Annotated in this window: 15 protein-coding genes; 10 read left to right on the top strand and 5 right to left on the bottom strand. The window is 60.6% G+C overall.

All coding sequences use genetic code 11. From position 1 onward, the window contains the following. Positions 1-4 precede the first annotated feature (4 nt). Genes infA through rplQ form a run of 7 tightly spaced genes read left to right on the top strand, consistent with a single transcriptional unit; the run spans position 5 to position 3,273 of the window. Positions 5-223, top strand: coding sequence for a translation initiation factor IF-1 (gene infA, locus C515_RS0102950; protein ID WP_028454311.1), 219 nt, complete (start codon positions 5-7; stop codon positions 221-223). A gap of 35 nt (positions 224-258) precedes the next feature. Then, complete coding sequence (rpmJ, locus tag C515_RS22925; protein WP_018748524.1) at positions 259-372, top strand: 50S ribosomal protein L36; 114 nt, start codon at positions 259-261, stop codon at positions 370-372. 59 nt (positions 373-431) lie between these two features. Then, positions 432-794: a 30S ribosomal protein S13 gene (rpsM, locus tag C515_RS0102945; protein ID WP_028454310.1), complete on the top strand. Its 363-nt coding sequence runs from the start codon at positions 432-434 to the stop codon at positions 792-794. Positions 795-808: 14 nt separating this feature from the next. Then, positions 809-1,201: a 30S ribosomal protein S11 gene (rpsK, locus tag C515_RS0102940; RefSeq protein WP_028452728.1), complete on the top strand. Its 393-nt coding sequence runs from the start codon at positions 809-811 to the stop codon at positions 1,199-1,201. Positions 1,202-1,215: 14 nt separating this feature from the next. After that, positions 1,216-1,836 carry a 30S ribosomal protein S4 gene (gene rpsD / locus C515_RS0102935; RefSeq protein ID WP_028454309.1) on the top strand — a complete coding sequence of 207 codons (621 nt, stop codon included), beginning with the start codon at positions 1,216-1,218 and terminating at the stop codon, positions 1,834-1,836. 35 nt (positions 1,837-1,871) lie between these two features. Then, positions 1,872-2,855: a DNA-directed RNA polymerase subunit alpha gene (locus tag C515_RS0102930; protein ID WP_028454308.1), complete on the top strand. Its 984-nt coding sequence runs from the start codon at positions 1,872-1,874 to the stop codon at positions 2,853-2,855. A gap of 28 nt (positions 2,856-2,883) precedes the next feature. After that, complete coding sequence (rplQ, locus tag C515_RS22920; protein ID WP_081686716.1) at positions 2,884-3,273, top strand: 50S ribosomal protein L17; 390 nt, start codon at positions 2,884-2,886, stop codon at positions 3,271-3,273. A gap of 440 nt (positions 3,274-3,713) precedes the next feature. Here rplQ and murJ read toward each other — a convergent pair whose 3' ends face one another. Beyond that, positions 3,714-5,258 carry a murein biosynthesis integral membrane protein MurJ gene (murJ, locus tag C515_RS0102920; RefSeq protein WP_028454306.1) on the bottom strand — a complete coding sequence of 515 codons (1,545 nt, stop codon included), beginning with the start codon at positions 5,256-5,258 and terminating at the stop codon, positions 3,714-3,716. A 208-nt stretch (positions 5,259-5,466) separates the two neighbouring features. On the opposite strand from murJ, the gene rpsT reads away from it, so the two are divergent. Next, positions 5,467-5,733 carry a 30S ribosomal protein S20 gene (gene rpsT, locus C515_RS0102915; protein ID WP_028454305.1) on the top strand — a complete coding sequence of 89 codons (267 nt, stop codon included), beginning with the start codon at positions 5,467-5,469 and terminating at the stop codon, positions 5,731-5,733. A 102-nt stretch (positions 5,734-5,835) separates the two neighbouring features. Here the strand turns inward: rpsT and C515_RS0102910 are convergent, their stop codons facing one another. Then, positions 5,836-6,198, bottom strand: a complete 363-nt coding sequence (locus C515_RS0102910; protein ID WP_028454304.1) for a hypothetical protein — start codon at positions 6,196-6,198, stop codon at positions 5,836-5,838. 129 nt (positions 6,199-6,327) lie between these two features. Between C515_RS0102910 and C515_RS22240 the strand changes: the two genes are divergently transcribed. Continuing rightward, complete coding sequence (locus C515_RS22240) at positions 6,328-7,461, top strand: diguanylate cyclase domain-containing protein (protein ID WP_051304566.1); 1,134 nt, start codon at positions 6,328-6,330, stop codon at positions 7,459-7,461. A gap of 93 nt (positions 7,462-7,554) precedes the next feature. On the opposite strand, the gene C515_RS19280 is transcribed toward C515_RS22240, so the two are convergent. The 3 genes from C515_RS19280 to C515_RS0102890 form a co-directional block, all read right to left on the bottom strand. Further along, on the bottom strand, positions 7,555-9,357 hold the full coding sequence (locus C515_RS19280) for a GGDEF domain-containing protein (protein ID WP_051304565.1): 1,803 nt from the start codon (positions 9,355-9,357) through the stop codon (positions 7,555-7,557). Positions 9,358-9,471: 114 nt separating this feature from the next. Then, a complete protein-coding gene (locus C515_RS0102895; RefSeq protein ID WP_028454303.1) occupies positions 9,472-11,085 on the bottom strand; it encodes an NAD+ synthase in 1,614 nt (537 codons plus the stop codon). Between the two features lie 92 nt (positions 11,086-11,177). Beyond that, positions 11,178-14,252: a DNA translocase FtsK gene (locus C515_RS0102890; RefSeq protein WP_051304564.1), complete on the bottom strand. Its 3,075-nt coding sequence runs from the start codon at positions 14,250-14,252 to the stop codon at positions 11,178-11,180. Between the two features lie 168 nt (positions 14,253-14,420). Between C515_RS0102890 and C515_RS19275 the strand changes: the two genes are divergently transcribed. Then, positions 14,421-15,164, top strand: coding sequence for an LOG family protein (locus C515_RS19275; protein WP_043647829.1), 744 nt, complete (start codon positions 14,421-14,423; stop codon positions 15,162-15,164). Positions 15,165-15,169: the final 5 nt, after the last annotated feature.

The following is a 15,169-nucleotide window of genomic DNA, read 5'->3' as shown; positions in this document are numbered from 1 at the left end:
GGTAATGGCGAAAGAAGACGTCATACAGATGCAGGGCGTGGTGCTGGAAACGTTGCCTAATGCAACCTTCAGCATCAAGCTCGAAAACGGACATGTGGTACTTGGTCATATCTCCGGCAAAATGCGGATGCATTACATTCGCATCTTGCCGGGCGATAAGGTAACGGTTGAGTTGACGCCGTATGACCTGAGCAAGGCCCGCATCGTATTCCGGGCAAAGTAAGTCCGGAATTTTATTTTGATCGAAAAGGAAAGACGATGAGAGTTCAAGCGTCGGTCAAGAAGATCTGCCGCAATTGCAAAATCATTCGCCGCAACCGTGTTGTGCGTGTGATTTGTACTGATCCGCGGCACAAGCAACGCCAGGGCTGATTGAGTCAATCAGCTTCTGGTGGTAGAATCCACCTCTTTTTCAACCTGGGGTAAGAAATATGGCCCGTATTGCTGGGGTTAATATTCCTAATCATCAGCATGCTGTGATCGGCCTTCAGGCTATTTATGGTATTGGTCGCACTCGCGCTTATGCGGTATGTGCGGCGACTGCCATTGAGCCTACCAAGAAGGTCAAGGATCTCAGCGATGCTGAACTTGACAAACTGCGTGACGAAGTCGGCAAGTACACTGTAGAAGGTGATCTGCGCCGCGAAGTAACCATGAGCATCAAGCGTCTTATGGACCTTGGCTGCTATCGTGGTTTCCGTCACCGCAAAGGCCTGCCGGTTCGCGGTCAACGCACTCGCACCAATGCACGTACTCGCAAGGGTCCGCGCAAGGCGATTGCCGGCAAGAAGTAATTAAGGACTAAATAATGGCTAAAGCAAACACAGTACGTGTACGTAAGAAAGTCAAGAAGAGCGTGTCCGAAGGCATCGTGCATGTGCATGCTTCCTTCAACAACACGATCATTACCATCACCGATCGCCAAGGGAATGCTTTGTCTTGGGCTACCTCGGGTGGTGCTGGTTTTAAGGGCTCTCGTAAAAGTACACCTTTTGCCGCTCAGGTAGCAGCAGAAGCCGCTGGTAAAGTTGCCCAAGAATACGGTGTTAAGAACCTCGAAGTTCGCATCAAGGGTCCGGGTCCGGGTCGTGATTCCGCTGTGCGCGCACTGAACGCACTCGGCTTCAAGATCACCAGCATCTCGGATGTGACGCCCATTCCGCACAACGGCTGCCGTCCGCCGAAGAAGCGTCGTATCTAATCCCGGAGTAAGTTATGGCACGTTATATTGGACCCAAGTGCAAGCTCGCACGTCGCGAAGGTACTGATCTTTTCCTGAAGAGTGCTCGCCGTTCTCTGGACAGCAAGTGCAAGCTGGAACAAGCCCCAGGCCAGCATGGCGCAAAGACTCCGCGTCTGTCTGACTTCGGTGTGCACCTGCGTGAAAAGCAGAAAATCCGTCGCATCTACGGCGTTCTCGAACGCCAGTTCCGTCGCTACTTCGAAGAAGCTGCCCGTCGCAAGGGCTCGACAGGTGAAAACCTGCTCAAGCTGCTTGAGTCGCGTCTGGACAATGTTGTTTATCGTATGGGTTTCGGCTCCACTCGCGCTGAATCCCGTCAACTGGTTTCCCACAAAGCGATTACCGTTAACGGTCAAGTGGTTAACATTCCGTCTTACTCCGTTAAGGCAGGTGATGTAGTTGCTGTTCGCGAGAAATCCAAGAAGCAGGCGCGTGTCGTTGAGGCACTGTCGCTGGCTGAAGGTATCGGCTTTCCTGGCTGGGTACAGGTTGACAGCAAAAAGATGGAAGGTGTGTTCAAGAGCGCACCGGAGCGTTCCGACCTGTCCAGCGACATCAATGAATCGCTGGTGGTGGAATACTATTCCAAGTAATAACCTGACCCCGGTAAGGCAAGGGATACTGACTTATGCAAATTAACACAAACGAGTTGCTCAAGCCTCGCATCATTGATGTGCAAGCGCAAGGTGCGGCCCACGCCAAAGTGGTGATGGAGCCGTTCGAGCGCGGCTATGGCCACACGCTTGGTAACGCACTGCGCCGGATTCTGCTGTCCTCGATGACGGGTTATGCCCCCACCGAAGTCAAGATCGAGGGTGTTGTGCATGAGTACTCCGCTCTGGATGGCGTGCAGGAAGATGTCGTTGACATCCTGCTGAATCTGAAGGGCCTTGTGCTCAAGCTGCATGGTCGGGATTCTGTCACGCTGAATCTTGTCAAGGACGGCGAAGGTGTTGTGACTGCGGCTGATATTCAGCTGCCGCACGATGTCGAAGTCATCAACCCGGAGCATGTGATTGCCCATCTCTCTGCAGGTGGCAAGCTCAGCATGGAAATCAAGGTCGAAGCCGGCCGTGGTTACCAGCCTGCTCCGGTTCGTCTTGCCAAGGAAGAAGGCCGCACCATTGGCAATATCGTGCTGGATGCATCGTTCAGTCCGATCCGTCGTGTCAGCTATCAGGTTGAAAGCGCTCGCGTTGAGCAGCGTACCGATCTGGACAAGCTGATCATTGATATCGAAACCAATGGTGTCATCGAGCCCGAAGAAGCTGTGCGCCAAGCCGCTCGCATGCTGATTGACCAGCTTTCGGTTTTTGCCGATCTGGAAGGTACGCCTGCTGAAGAGCCGGCACCGCAAGCGCCGCAGATCGATCCGATTCTGTTGCGTCCGGTTGATGATCTCGAGTTGACGGTTCGCTCTGCGAACTGCCTGAAGGCTGAGAACATCTACTACATTGGCGACCTAATTCAGCGTACTGAAACCGAACTGTTGAAGGCCCCGAACTTGGGTCGCAAGTCCTTGAATGAAATCAAGGAAGTGCTGGCCTCCAAGGGTCTCAGCCTCGGCATGCGTCTCGAAAATTGGCCTCCGGTCGGCTTGGAAAAGCCCTGATCGTTGGTTAAAGCTAAGGAACTGACAAATGCGTCACCGTCTTTCTAATCGTAAACTGAATCGCACGACATCCCATCGTCTGGCGATGCTCCGCAACCTGGCTAACGCCCTGTTGCGTCACGAGATGATCAAGACAACTCTGCCGAAGGCCAAGGAATTGCGCCGTGTGGCTGAGCCCCTGATCACTCTGGGCAAGAAGCCGTCGCTGGCTAACCGTCGTCTGGCCTTCTCCCGTACGCGTGATCGCGATATCGTGGTCAAGCTCTTCGACGTTCTCGGTCCCCGCTATGCGGCCCGTAACGGCGGCTATCTGCGTATCCTCAAGTGTGGCTTCCGCGTTGGTGACAACGCCCCGATGGCCTACGTTGAGCTCGTGGATCGTCCGGAAGAAGCTGAAGTGGTTGAAGCTGCTGAATAAGTAGTTTTTCCGAGAAAACGCCTGCATCGTGCAGGCGTTTTTTTTTTTGCCGCACAAGTGTGCGGTTATGCTTGGGTGGTGGCGGGGGCTCCAGCGCCATGTGGCGTAATGGCGCCGCTTGCTGGTTGCCTTCCAGGCTGCTGGATGGCGCTGTGCTCGTCTTGCTTTCCTTTTGCTCAGGCTTTCTGAGGATTGAAGTCGATTGGCTCTCAGGCCGTTCCCGGTGGTAAGGGGCAAGTTAAGACATCCGCGTGCTGAATCAATAGTAATGGTGCTGCTGTGCGTATATTGCTGGGGCCTAATGCAGATAAGCCTTTTCAGGGTATACATTGTGGTGTATCACGCGGTGGCAGAAAACTACTGGGGCGACCAGCCGGGGGTGGCTACAGGCCGTCCTGTGGGCGAGTTGCTCGCAGGGGCGTGCGCAAGTGCTCTGCTCCTCAATGGCTGGTGTGGCGCTTGAAGTGGCGTGTCCGGAACCCGAGCAGGATGAGTGCCGCGAAATAGGTGCCTGCTCCCAGGCCAACCAGTATTGCGAGCTGACCGGTGCGTTGCAGGCGGGTGGCCAGCTCGAAGTCCGGTAGCCAGTGCAGGCCGGCTAGCAGGGCGCCAGCCATGATAATCACGGCCAGCAGCAGCTTCGTGCAGAAGACCAGCCAGCCAGGTTGTGGCATGAAGTAGTCCTTTGCGCGCAGCGCCCTGTACAGGAGCCAGGCGTTAAGGCACTGGCCAAGGGCAATGCCCAGAGTCAGCCCGGCGTGCTTGTAGGGCAGGGTGATAATGAAGGTGATGTTCATCGCCAGGGTGATGGCCAGTGCGATGCAGGCGATCTTTACCGGTGTGCGGATGTCTTTGCGTGCATAAAAGCCTGGGGCGAGGATCTTCACCATGATCATGCCCAGGAGGCCAATGCTGTAGCCGGTGAGTGCCTGTTGTGTCATCTGGGCGTCATGCAAGGTGAATTTGCCGCTCTGAAACACGGTGAGGATCAGTGGCTCCGCCAGTAATCCGAGCGCGATTGTTGCTGGCAGACACAGCAGCAGGCAAAGCCGGAGGCCCCAATCCAGCAGGCGGGAGTACTCGGCCTGATTGTCGCTGGCTACACTTTTTGAAAGGCTGGGGAGCAGAATGGTGCCCAGTGCCACGCCGAGGACACCGACCGGGAACTCCATTAGTCTGTCCGCGTAGAAAATCCAGGAAATGCTGCCTTCCTCGAGAAACGATGCGAGGTTCGAGTTCAACAGTATGCTGATTTGCGCTACCGAAACACCAAACAGGGCAGGCAGCATATTGCCCATCACTTGCCGTACAGCGCTATCTTTCAGGTCCAGCTTCGGCCAGACCAGCATCTTGCAGCGAGCAAGCCAGGGCAACTGGAAAGCAAGCTGAATGAGGCCGCCGAGCAGTACGGCAATCGCAAGGGCATAAATCGGTTCATGCAGCAGTGGTGCCAGGAAAATTGCGCATGCGATAAAGGACAGATTCAGCAGTGTGGGTACAAACGCCGGAATGGAGAACTTGTTGTAGGTATTGAGGATGCTGCCAACAAACGAGGCCAGCGATATGAACAGGATGTAGGGGAAAACCCAGCGCAACAGTTCTGTCGCAAGGGTGAATTTTGCCGGGTTGCTGCTGAAGCCTGCTGCCGAGACATAAATGATCAGTGGTGCAGCCAGAATGCCCAGGGCGGTGATCACCAGTAACGCCAGTGTCAGTGCTCCGCAGATTTTCGCGACGAAGTGGCGCGTCGCTTCGTCACCATGTCTGGTCTTGTGTTCGGCGAGGATGGGCACAAAGGCTTGCGAAAACGCACCTTCGGCAAAAATTCGCCGCAGCAGATTGGGCAACTTGAAGGCGGTGAAAAAGACATCCGTGGCCGCGCCTGCGCCAAAGGTGTGCGAGATGATCATCTCTCGCGCCAGCCCGAGAACCCGGGAGATCATGGTCATGGAGCTGACGGCGGCGAGGGCTTTGAGCAGATTCATTGTTGGAAGTGGACGTGCGGCTGATTGGGCTGTGCGATGATAACGCCAAAGCGCAGCAAACGCGCGGCCGCCGTTGTTCCTGCTTGCAATTGGCCCGGACTAACGCTATCATCGCGGGTTTCCGAGTCTGTGTGTCGGCTTTTGCAGCATCAAGCATGCGGCAGCAAACCGGCCGGGACACAAATTTCATAAATTCAGGAGTTTTACCATGGCAAACAGCGCCCAAGCTCGCAAGCGTGCGCGTCAGGCTGAAGTAGCCCGCCAGCACAACGCTAGCCAGCGTTCCGCTTTCCGCACCGCGATCAAGAAGGTGCTGAAGGCTATCGAAGCAGGTGATCAGACCGCAGCCAAGACCGTATTCCAGGAATCGGTTAGCGTGATTGACCGCATCGCTGACAAGAAAATCTTTCACAAGAACAAGGCTGCTCGCCACAAGAGCCGCCTGTCTGCTGCAATCAAGGCCATGGCTGCCTGATTGTCCGAAGACATGCTTGTCAAAAACCCCGCTTGTGCGGGGTTTTGTGTTTTCAGGCCTCGTGATTTGCTGGCCCTCTGCAGTACAGTCGGACTGGCCTGTTCAGCGTGCGGTGCTTGGGCTGAAGCGGAAATCCTTGAGGATTTCCCGGTAATGGTGCTCATCCAGAATATACAGCTTGCCGTCCGGCGCCTCGTGTGGCGCAAGGTCAACACTGATGCGCGCGTAGCGGCCGATGGCGCGCCACAGGCCGGCGGCGAGCCGGTCGATGAACCAGTCCGGGCTTTCGCCCGGCTTTAGGGCCGCCTCATGGCGGATGGTCAGCAGGGCAATCTGCTCGCCATGCAGTTGCTTGCTGACCCAGCAGGGGCTTTGCCAGAGCTGGCGCAGCGCATGCAATACCTGCTCGGCTTCCTGGGGACTGAGCATTGCAATGCCGAGTTGCAGGCGATAAGTGCTGGCCATGCCGGACCTCTGCTTGAGCTGGGTGGTGCTTAACTATATCACTGGCAGCACGGCTTGCCCCCATCTGCCGGTGTGACCGTCTGGCGGAATGTGCTAGATTGGCAGAGGTTTCCTGCAGGAATGGCCTTCATGACGCTGAATCCCGAATTGAATCACCGCCCGCGCATCCTGATTGTTGATGACTCCCGCATTGTTCGCGCCACGATCCGCAAGCATCTGGGTGAGCAGTATGAATTGCTGGAAGAAGCTGATGGCGAGGCCGGCTGGCGCCGCTTGCAGGCCGACGATGACATCAGTCTGCTGATTTCGGATCTGACCATGCCGGAGCTGGATGGCATCGGCCTGCTCAGCCGTGTGCGTCAGCAGCCTGACGAACGCTTCCAGTATTTGCCGGTCATCATCATTTCCGGCGAAGAAGACGAGGAAACCCGTCAGCGCTGTGTCGAATCCGGCGCCAGCGACTTCATCAGCAAGTCTACCGATCGCAGCGAGATGCTGGCCCGGGTCAAGGCCAATCTTGATCTGGCTGTCACTCGGCGGGAGCTGGCGGTCAGTCGCGCGCTGCAGGAGCAGCAGGCGCTGACCGATCATGAAACCGGCGTCGGCTCGCAGAACCTGCTGATGCTGCAGCTGGAACAGTCATTGGCCTTCGCCCTGCGTCACAACGGTGAAGTCACCCTGTTGCTGCTTGAAATCGACCATTTCCAGGGGTTGCGGGACAAACTCGGTGATCGCGCCGCCCAGCAGATGCTGGGCTTGCTGGCCAAGCTGCTGGAAGCCAAGCTGCGCCGTGAAGACACGCTGGCGCGGCTTGACGAGGCGCGGTTCGCCGTGGTTTCACCGGCCACCACTCTGACGGAGGCCAAGATCCTGGCCGAGCGGCTGCGCCAGGCCATGGCCAATGCCCGCATCAATTTCCGCAACGAACAGGTGCATGTTACCGGCAGCATTGCCGTGGCCAACTCCTGGCATGACGATGCTGCCAGCGCGGCGGCCCTGATCGGCATGGCCAATACCCGGCTGTATGCCGAGTCTGGCGACAACCGCGTCACCATGCCGGACATGACTGCCGTGCGCACGCAGACCCCGCTGATCGCCGAGGCGCTGGTAATGCTGGGCAAGGGTATGCGGCTGGAGGTAAGGGAGCATTTGCCTTCATTGATGCATACCCTGATTCCCTTGCTGGAAATGGCTAACGAGGAAATGGGGCTGGACTGGTCGCTGGACCGCTTGCGCGATCCTGGCCGCAGTGCTGGCGGCTGAGGAACTGCTGGCCTGCCGCAGCGGGCCGGATTCGCCCCGGCTACGCGTGCGGATATTTCCGCGCTGGGACGCGTGTAGCGGTTTCCTGGCTGCTCAGGCCGCCACCCGGCGATTTTCACTCTGCCTGGCCAGCAGATCCTGACGCAACGGGTCACGGCGTTCGACAAACAGTCTGCTGCCTTCATGATGCTTGGCCTGATGTTTGGCCGCACTGGCCGCACTTGCCACTTCATGATGGTTTTCATAGGCGCCGCCGCGCACTTCCACTGCACCGAGCGCCAGTGAGACCAGCGAGTGCCAGTGCAGCTCGCCCTTGCGGTCCGGTGCCATGTAGCCACCGGCCAGCCGGTGCGCCGGGTCAAAATGGCGCAGGACGCGCTGGTCAAAATCAGCCAGCATCGCCTCGCAGCGTTCCTGCCAGAGCGCACCCAGCAGGATCAGCACGAAATCATCACCGCCGATGTGGCCGACAAAATCATGTTCACCGGCGAAATGAGCGCGCAACAGCTCCGCGCTGAGCTGCAGCACGTCATCGCCGCGCGCATAGCCATAGAGATCGTTGTAGGGCTTGAAATGGTTGAGGTCGGCATAGACGACCGCAAAATCACGCTGCAGGTCCAGCAGTTCCTGGATGCGTTGCTGAATCGGCACATTGCCTGGCAGGCCGGTCAGCGGATTGGCATAGCGGGCGGCCTCGATCTGCAGCTCGGTGATGGCGCGCATCAGATCCCGTCCGGTGCCCATGCCGAGATAACGGCCCTGATCGGTCAGGATAAAGCCATCCGACAGATAATGATGCTCGCCCGAACTCACCAGCAGCGACAGTTCCTGCAGGCTGACCGTCTGTTCAACCAGTAGCGGCGCAGGATCCATCAGCATGGTGCAGGGGCGCAGGCCATGCAGCTCCCGGCTGTAGGGGCGCGCAAAATGCTCGAGCACCTCGTGCCGGCGCAGAATGCCCAGCGGGCGCTCACGATCAACCACTGGCAAGGCATGCAGGGCGCCATTGCGCGAAAACAGCTCGTAAATGGTGGCGTTGCTGTCGCGCGGCGAGACATTCGGCACGCTGACCAGCAGGCTGCCGGCCGTCTTGGCATTACCGTCCCGCCCTGCTGGCGTGCTGAGCGCGCTGGCTGAGGGCGGCGGCAGCAGCACCGGGTGTGCCTGCGGCCGGCCGAGATGGTAGCCTTGGCCCAGGCGTATGCCGATCTGGCGGATGACTTCCAGCTCCTGGGTCGACTCGATGCCTTCCGCAATCACGCGCGTGCCCGTGGTGACGGCAATATGCTGGATGGAGCGCACGAACTGGCGTTTTTGTGCGTCGCTGGCCAGGCCCTGGATGAAATACTTGTCGATCTTGACGAATTCGGGCTGCAGTTCCGACCACAGGCGCAGCGAAGAGAAGCCCTCGCCCAGGTCATCGAGTGCGATGCGAAAGCCCATTTCCCGGTAATGGCGCACGGCCTCGTGCAGCAGTTCGTAATTGGCTACCGGCTGCGTTTCGGTCAGTTCGATGATGACGCGCTGTGGCGCCAGGCCGGCTTCCAGCAAGAGCTCCAGTGTGGCGCCGGGGCGATAGTTGGGTTGGGTGAGGCAGACCGGATTGACGTTCAGAAACAGTTTGCCCGGCAACTTCTCGGCGACAAAGGCGCGGATGATGGCGCGCCGGCAGGCGAAGTCCAGTTCGGGCAGCAACTGGCAATCCTCTGCCGCACGAAACAGATTGATTGGAGAGTGCAGGGCGCTGGTGGATGGCCCGCGAATCAGTCCTTCAAAGCCATAGGCTTGCTGCTCGGGCAGTGCGGCTATGGGCTGAAACAGGGCTGAAAGCCGATTGTCGTCAAGAATGTGCGACAGTTCGGCATGCAGGGCATCGCGGCTGGGAGTGGGGGTCATACCCTCGACTTGTCATGAGACGGTAAAGCACAACCGTAGCAAAGTCGGGTGACAGTGGAATGACAGCCATGGCTGTCATTCCATTTGCGATGCATGGCAAGTTGCGGAAAACCCTTAGGCCAGATAGCGGCTGGTGATCGGCATGCGCCAGTCCTTGCCGAACGCCCGCTGCGTGACGCGCGGGCCGACCGGCGCCTGGCGGCGCTTGTACTCGTTGATCTTCAGGAGGCGCACGACCCTGTTCACATCGGCCTCTGGGTAGCCGGCCTTGATGATGTCGGCGATGCTGCGGTTTTCCTCGACATACAGGGCGAGGATGGCGTCCAGCACCGCATAGTCGGGCAGGCTGTCCTGGTCTTTCTGGTCAGGGCGCAGCTCGGCCGATGGCGGGCGGGTGATGATGCGCTCGGGGATCACGCTGGCCTGCGGGTAGGCGCTGGTCCGGTTGCGCCAGGTGGAAAGGCGGTATACCAGCGTTTTCGCCACATCCTTCAGCACGGCAAAGCCGCCGGCCATGTCGCCGTACAGCGTTGCGTAGCCGGTGGTCATTTCCGACTTGTTGCCCGTGGTCAGCACGAGCTTGCCGCTCTTGTTCGACAGCGCCATCAGGAGCGTCCCGCGGATGCGGCTCTGCAGGTTTTCCTCGGTCGTGTCCATGTCACGGCCGGCGAATTCATCTGCAAGCCCGGCCATGAATGCTTCATACATCGGCCAGATTTCGATTTCGGAATACTTGCAGCCAAGGCGCGCGATCATCTCGCGCGAATCGTCGACAGAAATGTCGGCGGTATAGCGCGACGGCATCATCACCGCGTGCACCTTGTCGGCGCCGAGCGCGTCGCAGGCGATCGCCAGCGTCAGCGCCGAGTCGATGCCACCCGACAGCCCCAGCAGCACGCCGGGGAAGCCGTTCTTGCCTATGTAATCCCGCACGCCGAGCACCAGCGCGCGATAGACGGCTTCTTCGTCGGCGAGATCGTCGGCGCGGCTGGCCGCCTGCAGGTCGCCAGCCACGTAGTCGAGCAGCAGTTGTTCGCTGGCAAAGCCCGCAGCCTGCGCGACGACGTCGCCGGCCCTGTTCAGCGCGAAGGACTGGCCGTCGAAGACCAGCTCGTCCTGGCCGCCGACCAGATTGCAGTAGGCGATGGCCATGCCGGTTTCCTCGACGCGCTCGCGCACGACCTGCTGGCGGGTGGCTTCCTTGGCGCGGTGAAACGGCGAGGCGTTCAGCACCAGCAGCAGTTCCGCACCTTCATCAGCAGCGGCGGCTGCCGGCTCGGTGTCCCAGATGTCCTCGCAGATCGCGACCCCGACCTTCGTGCCGCCCTGCTCGAAGACCAGCGGCGCAAAGCCGGGGGTGAAGTAGCGCACCTCATCGAACACCGCGTCGTTGGGCAGCAGCATTTTTTCATAGCGCCCCAGCACATTGCCGTCGCGAATGACGGTGGCCGCATTGAAGACCTCATCGCCGGCGGCGTGCGGATGACCGACGACCAGCGTGATGCCGTCCAGCCGGTCGATGAATTCGCCGAGCTTCTTTTTGCACTCCGCCAGAAAGCTCGGGCGCAGCAGCAGGTCTTCCGGCGGATAGCCGGTGAGCGCCAGTTCGGGCGTGACGATGATGTCGGCGCCAGCGACGCGGGCCTGCTCCGCGGCGGCGAAAATCAGTGCGGTATTGCCGGCGAGGTCGCCAACGACGGGGTTGATCTGGGCAAGGGCGATTTTCATCGTATCCGTCCGTGCAGCAATGGCTGCGTTATTGGGGTAGTGGCCTGCAGCCTTTTTTTGTAATAGGCTGTGGCGATATATGCCTATGGGTATTATTCGCGGCCCGGGGCGAGCACCGTGCGGTTGCCGTTGCTTTCCATCGGGCTCACGAGCCCCGCGGCTTCCATCTGCTCGATCAGGCGCGCGGCGCGGTTGTAGCCGATCCGTAGCTGCCGCTGCACGCTGGAGATCGATGCCCGGCGGCTTTTCAGCACGAAGGCGACGGCTTCGTCATACAGCGGGTCGCTCTCGTCACCACCTTCACTTCCGCCTGCAGCACTGCCGCCGGCCGCCTCGGCGTCAAAGCCGCCATTGAGGATGCCGTCGACGTAATCCGGCTCGCCGAATTGCTTGAGGTACTCGACGACGTGATGCACCTCGTCATCGGCCACAAAGGCGCCGTGCACGCGCTGCGGGTAGCCGGTGCCCGGTGGCAGGTAGAGCATGTCGCCCTGGCCCAGCAAGGCTTCCGCGCCCATCTGGTCGAGGATGGTGCGGCTATCGACCTTGCTCGACACCTGGAAGGCAATGCGCGTCGGGATGTTCGCCTTGATCAGGCCGGTGATCACGTCGACCGACGGCCGCTGGGTGGCGAGGATCAGGTGAATGCCGGCCGCGCGTGCCTTTTGTGCCAGCCGCGCGATCAGTTCCTCGATCTTCTTGCCGGCGACCATCATCAGGTCGGCGAATTCATCGACGATCACCACGATGAACGGCAGGTGTTCCAGCGGTTCGGGGTTGTCCGGCGTCAGCGTGAACGGGTTGGTGAGCTTCTGGCCCAGCTTCTCGCCGTCCTTGATCTTGGCGTTGTAGCCGGCCAGATTGCGCACGCCCATGTGGCTCATCAGGCGGTAGCGCTTTTCCATTTCCGCCACGCACCAGTTCAGCGCATTGGCGGCGAGCTTCATGTCGGTGACCACCGGCGCCAGCAGGTGCGGGATGCCCTCATAGATCGACAATTCCAGCATCTTCGGGTCGATCATGATAAAGCGCACTTCGTCCGGCGTGGCCTTGTAGAGCATCGACAGGATCATTGCGTTGACGCCGACCGACTTGCCCGAACCGGTGGTGCCGGCCACCAGCAGATGCGGCGCCTTGGCGAGGTCGGTGACGATGGGCTTACCGGTGATGTCCTTGCCGAGCGCCAGGGTGAGCTTGGAGTGCGAGCCGGTGAAGACCTCGTCCTCCAGAATTTCCGACAGGCGGATCATCTGCCGGGTCGGGTTGGGCAGTTCCAGCCCCATGCAGGTCTTGCCGGGGATGGTTTCGACGACGCGAATCGACACGAGGCCGAGTGCGCGCGCCAGATCCTTCATCAGATTGACGATCTGGCTGCCGCGCACGCCGGTGGCGGGTTCGATTTCGTAGCGGGTGACCACGGGGCCGGCGATGGCGTCGAGTACGCTGGCTTTTACCTTGAATTCGGCGAGCTTTTCCTCAATGACGATGCCGCGCTCGATCAGTTCGTCATCGCTCATGCGCGTGAGCTGGGCGCTGGCGGCCTGTAAAAGGTCCAGCGGCGGCAGGATGCTGTCGTCGTAGCCGGGGCGGAAGACTTGCGGGCGTGGCTGTGCCTGTGGTGCATCCAGCACGGTAAACACGGGGGCTATCGCCGTGGTGGCTGACATGGCTGACATGGCTGGCGGCACGGCGGCGGGCTGGGGGACGGGGGGCACAGGCGTAAAGGTGTGCCCGGCAGTGAGCTCGGGGCTTGGAGCCGGCGTGGGGTTGGCGCTGGTCGTCGTACTGGCCGGCAGGGCGACCTCCAGCTCGCCGTACAGCTCGCTGGTGGATGCCAGCCAGGCATCAAGGCTGGCTGGCAAGGCGGTGTTCGGTGCGGGAGCCGTTTCCGCCTCGCGTTGTGGAGCCGGGCTGCTGAGGGGGGCGGGCGCTTGCGGCAGCTCGGCCGGCAGGCTGGGCGGAGCCAGCTGCAACTCGGCGGCCGGTTGGACAGGTGCTGCAGGCAGGGGGCTGGGCGGCGTGGCGTCCTGCGGGAGCGGGTCTGCCTGGACGGTTGTGTCAGCGATGCTGGCCAGTGCGGTGGCGGTGGCCGGTGTTGTGGCTGGCGCCAGGATGCGCACCGGGCGGGCGCCAGTGTTTCCAGTGGGTATGACCTTCCTGCCTTTTTCACCATTGGGCTCTGGCTGAGTACGCTGGTAGGTATTCCGGTCGCTGGCGACTGGTGTACGCCCATGGATGGCGTTGAGGCGCTGGCGGATTTCGCTGGCATCAATCAGCGGCAGTTCGCTGGGCTGTGCGGCCTTGCCGGCAGCGGACGGGCGCTGGCCGCTGCGGCGCAGGCTGGCCTGCTCCATATTGCGCACGATTTGCCCGCGATCAATGACGGGGAGTGCCCTGGGGGTTCTGGGAGTGGGTGCAGGCGTGGCGACGGGCGGCGGCGCGAGCGTGGTGATGACGGGCAATGGCGGGCGGCGGGCCAACGGTGCTTCTGCGGGCTGCGGGGCAGCCGGAGCTGGCAGGTCTTCATCCAGATGCAGGGCTGGCGCGCTTGCCGGCGTGTCGGGTGCGGCTGTACTTGTCTCGGGGGCGGATGCGGTCGCAGGCGCGGTGCTGCGCAGCGGGCGCGTACGCACTGCCCGCTCCGGCGGTGCGGGAGGAGTGGGCGATAATGGCGGTGGCGTCTGCGTATTGTCCGCACTGATTTTTTGTGGGGAAGCGCGTTTCAGCAGCAGCCGCACCAGGTCTTCACAAAACAGGCCCAGGTCTTCGCTGAGCGCCAGCCAGCTGCGCTGGCGCCAGAGCGGAATGGCCAAGGCCAGGCCGCCCAGCAGCAAAGCCAGGCCAAGGGCGCGCGAGGCCGCGCCGTGCGCGGGAGCCAGCCAGGCCGTCAATAGTGGTTCGCCGCTGGTGCGCAACAGGCCTTCGCCCAGCAGCAGGCTGCAGCCCAGCAGGGCGAGGCCGCACGCCAGGCGCCAGTCGGCTCTGGTCTTGCGGGGGGATGGGAAGGCCTGTTCGGCTAGTGCGGCCACGAGCAGCCAGCCGCTCCAGCCCAGCCAGCGATTCAGCCCGAAGCTCATCAGCATGACCAGGCCCAAGCTGGCCGCCAGCCAGCCGTAGTGCGGCCGCGGCCATTCGGCAAACGGTGGGGAGGGGGTGGGCTCGGACATGGCGGAAACAGCGGGTAAACATCGAGCCGGCATTATCCCCTGCTGCTGCCCCGCTGCCAATCAAATAGCCGGGGCTGTTCGGGCTTGCCAGAGCGAGTTCAGTAAGCCTACCATCGAAGTGAGGCTTCGGCGCGGGCCGGGGCTGTAAACGTCAGAAGAAGAACGGCCATGATCAATTCCTACAATAAACCGATCGGTGTCATCGACGATGACGAAGCCCTGAACATTGTCAACAATGCCGTCCTGCGCCTGTGGGACACCGTTGATGAACTCTCCCGGCTGCGCCCTGCGCACACGCCGGATTACCATGTCACCATTTTTGGCTCCGCCCGTATCCAGGAAGGTACGCCGGCTTATGAGGCTGTCAAGCAGCTGGCCAGCGAGCTCGCGGCGATGGGCTGCCGCATTGTCACCGGCGGCGGCCCGGGCCTGATGCAGGCTGCGAACGAAGGCGCCTGTCATGGCGCACCGGATCATCCGGAAGCCTCGGTGGGCATCCGCATCGATCTCGATTTCGAGCAGGAAGTGAATGATTTTGTCGGTCATGTGTTCGAGCACAAGACCTTCTTTTCGCGCCTGCACCATTTCATCATGCGCTCGAACGCCTTTATCGTGACGCCGGGCGGTATCGGCACGCTGCTGGAGCTGTCGATGGTCTGGCAGCTGCTGCAGGTGCGCAAGCTCTACGACACGCCGCTCATCCTGGTTGGTGAAATGTGGCACGAGCTGGTCGACTGGTCGCGCATGTTCATGGTGGACAATGGCGCGGGGCTGGCGAGCCCGGTGGACATGCAGATTCCGGTCGTCGTTGACAGCATCGAGGACGCCGTACACCTGATTCGCGAGCATCATGCCAAGTGGCAGGCAGTGGATCGGGAGTTGAAACCACAGCGCACCTCGCCGCCACGCTGAGTGCT

This window comes from Chitinilyticum litopenaei DSM 21440 (assembly GCF_000428145.1).
Taxonomy (GTDB): domain Bacteria; phylum Pseudomonadota; class Gammaproteobacteria; order Burkholderiales; family Chitinibacteraceae; genus Chitinilyticum; species Chitinilyticum litopenaei.
Note: the sequence above shows the minus strand (reverse complement) of the source record. Positions and strands in the feature narration are given on the sequence as shown.

Coding starts and splice junctions, on each gene's coding strand:
- infA (WP_028454311.1), top strand. CDS start 5: ATGGCGAAAGAAGACGTCATACAGATGCAGGGCGTGGTGCTGGAAACG.
- rpmJ (WP_018748524.1), top strand. CDS start 259: ATGAGAGTTCAAGCGTCGGTCAAGAAGATCTGCCGCAATTGCAAAATC.
- rpsM (WP_028454310.1), top strand. CDS start 432: ATGGCCCGTATTGCTGGGGTTAATATTCCTAATCATCAGCATGCTGTG.
- rpsK (WP_028452728.1), top strand. CDS start 809: ATGGCTAAAGCAAACACAGTACGTGTACGTAAGAAAGTCAAGAAGAGC.
- rpsD (WP_028454309.1), top strand. CDS start 1,216: ATGGCACGTTATATTGGACCCAAGTGCAAGCTCGCACGTCGCGAAGGT.
- C515_RS0102930 (WP_028454308.1), top strand. CDS start 1,872: ATGCAAATTAACACAAACGAGTTGCTCAAGCCTCGCATCATTGATGTG.
- rplQ (WP_081686716.1), top strand. CDS start 2,884: ATGCGTCACCGTCTTTCTAATCGTAAACTGAATCGCACGACATCCCAT.
- murJ (WP_028454306.1), bottom strand. CDS start 5,258: ATGAATCTGCTCAAAGCCCTCGCCGCCGTCAGCTCCATGACCATGATC.
- rpsT (WP_028454305.1), top strand. CDS start 5,467: ATGGCAAACAGCGCCCAAGCTCGCAAGCGTGCGCGTCAGGCTGAAGTA.
- C515_RS0102910 (WP_028454304.1), bottom strand. CDS start 6,198: ATGGCCAGCACTTATCGCCTGCAACTCGGCATTGCAATGCTCAGTCCC.
- C515_RS22240 (WP_051304566.1), top strand. CDS start 6,328: ATGACGCTGAATCCCGAATTGAATCACCGCCCGCGCATCCTGATTGTT.
- C515_RS19280 (WP_051304565.1), bottom strand. CDS start 9,357: ATGACCCCCACTCCCAGCCGCGATGCCCTGCATGCCGAACTGTCGCAC.
- C515_RS0102895 (WP_028454303.1), bottom strand. CDS start 11,085: ATGAAAATCGCCCTTGCCCAGATCAACCCCGTCGTTGGCGACCTCGCC.
- C515_RS0102890 (WP_051304564.1), bottom strand. CDS start 14,252: ATGTCCGAGCCCACCCCCTCCCCACCGTTTGCCGAATGGCCGCGGCCG.
- C515_RS19275 (WP_043647829.1), top strand. CDS start 14,421: ATGATCAATTCCTACAATAAACCGATCGGTGTCATCGACGATGACGAA.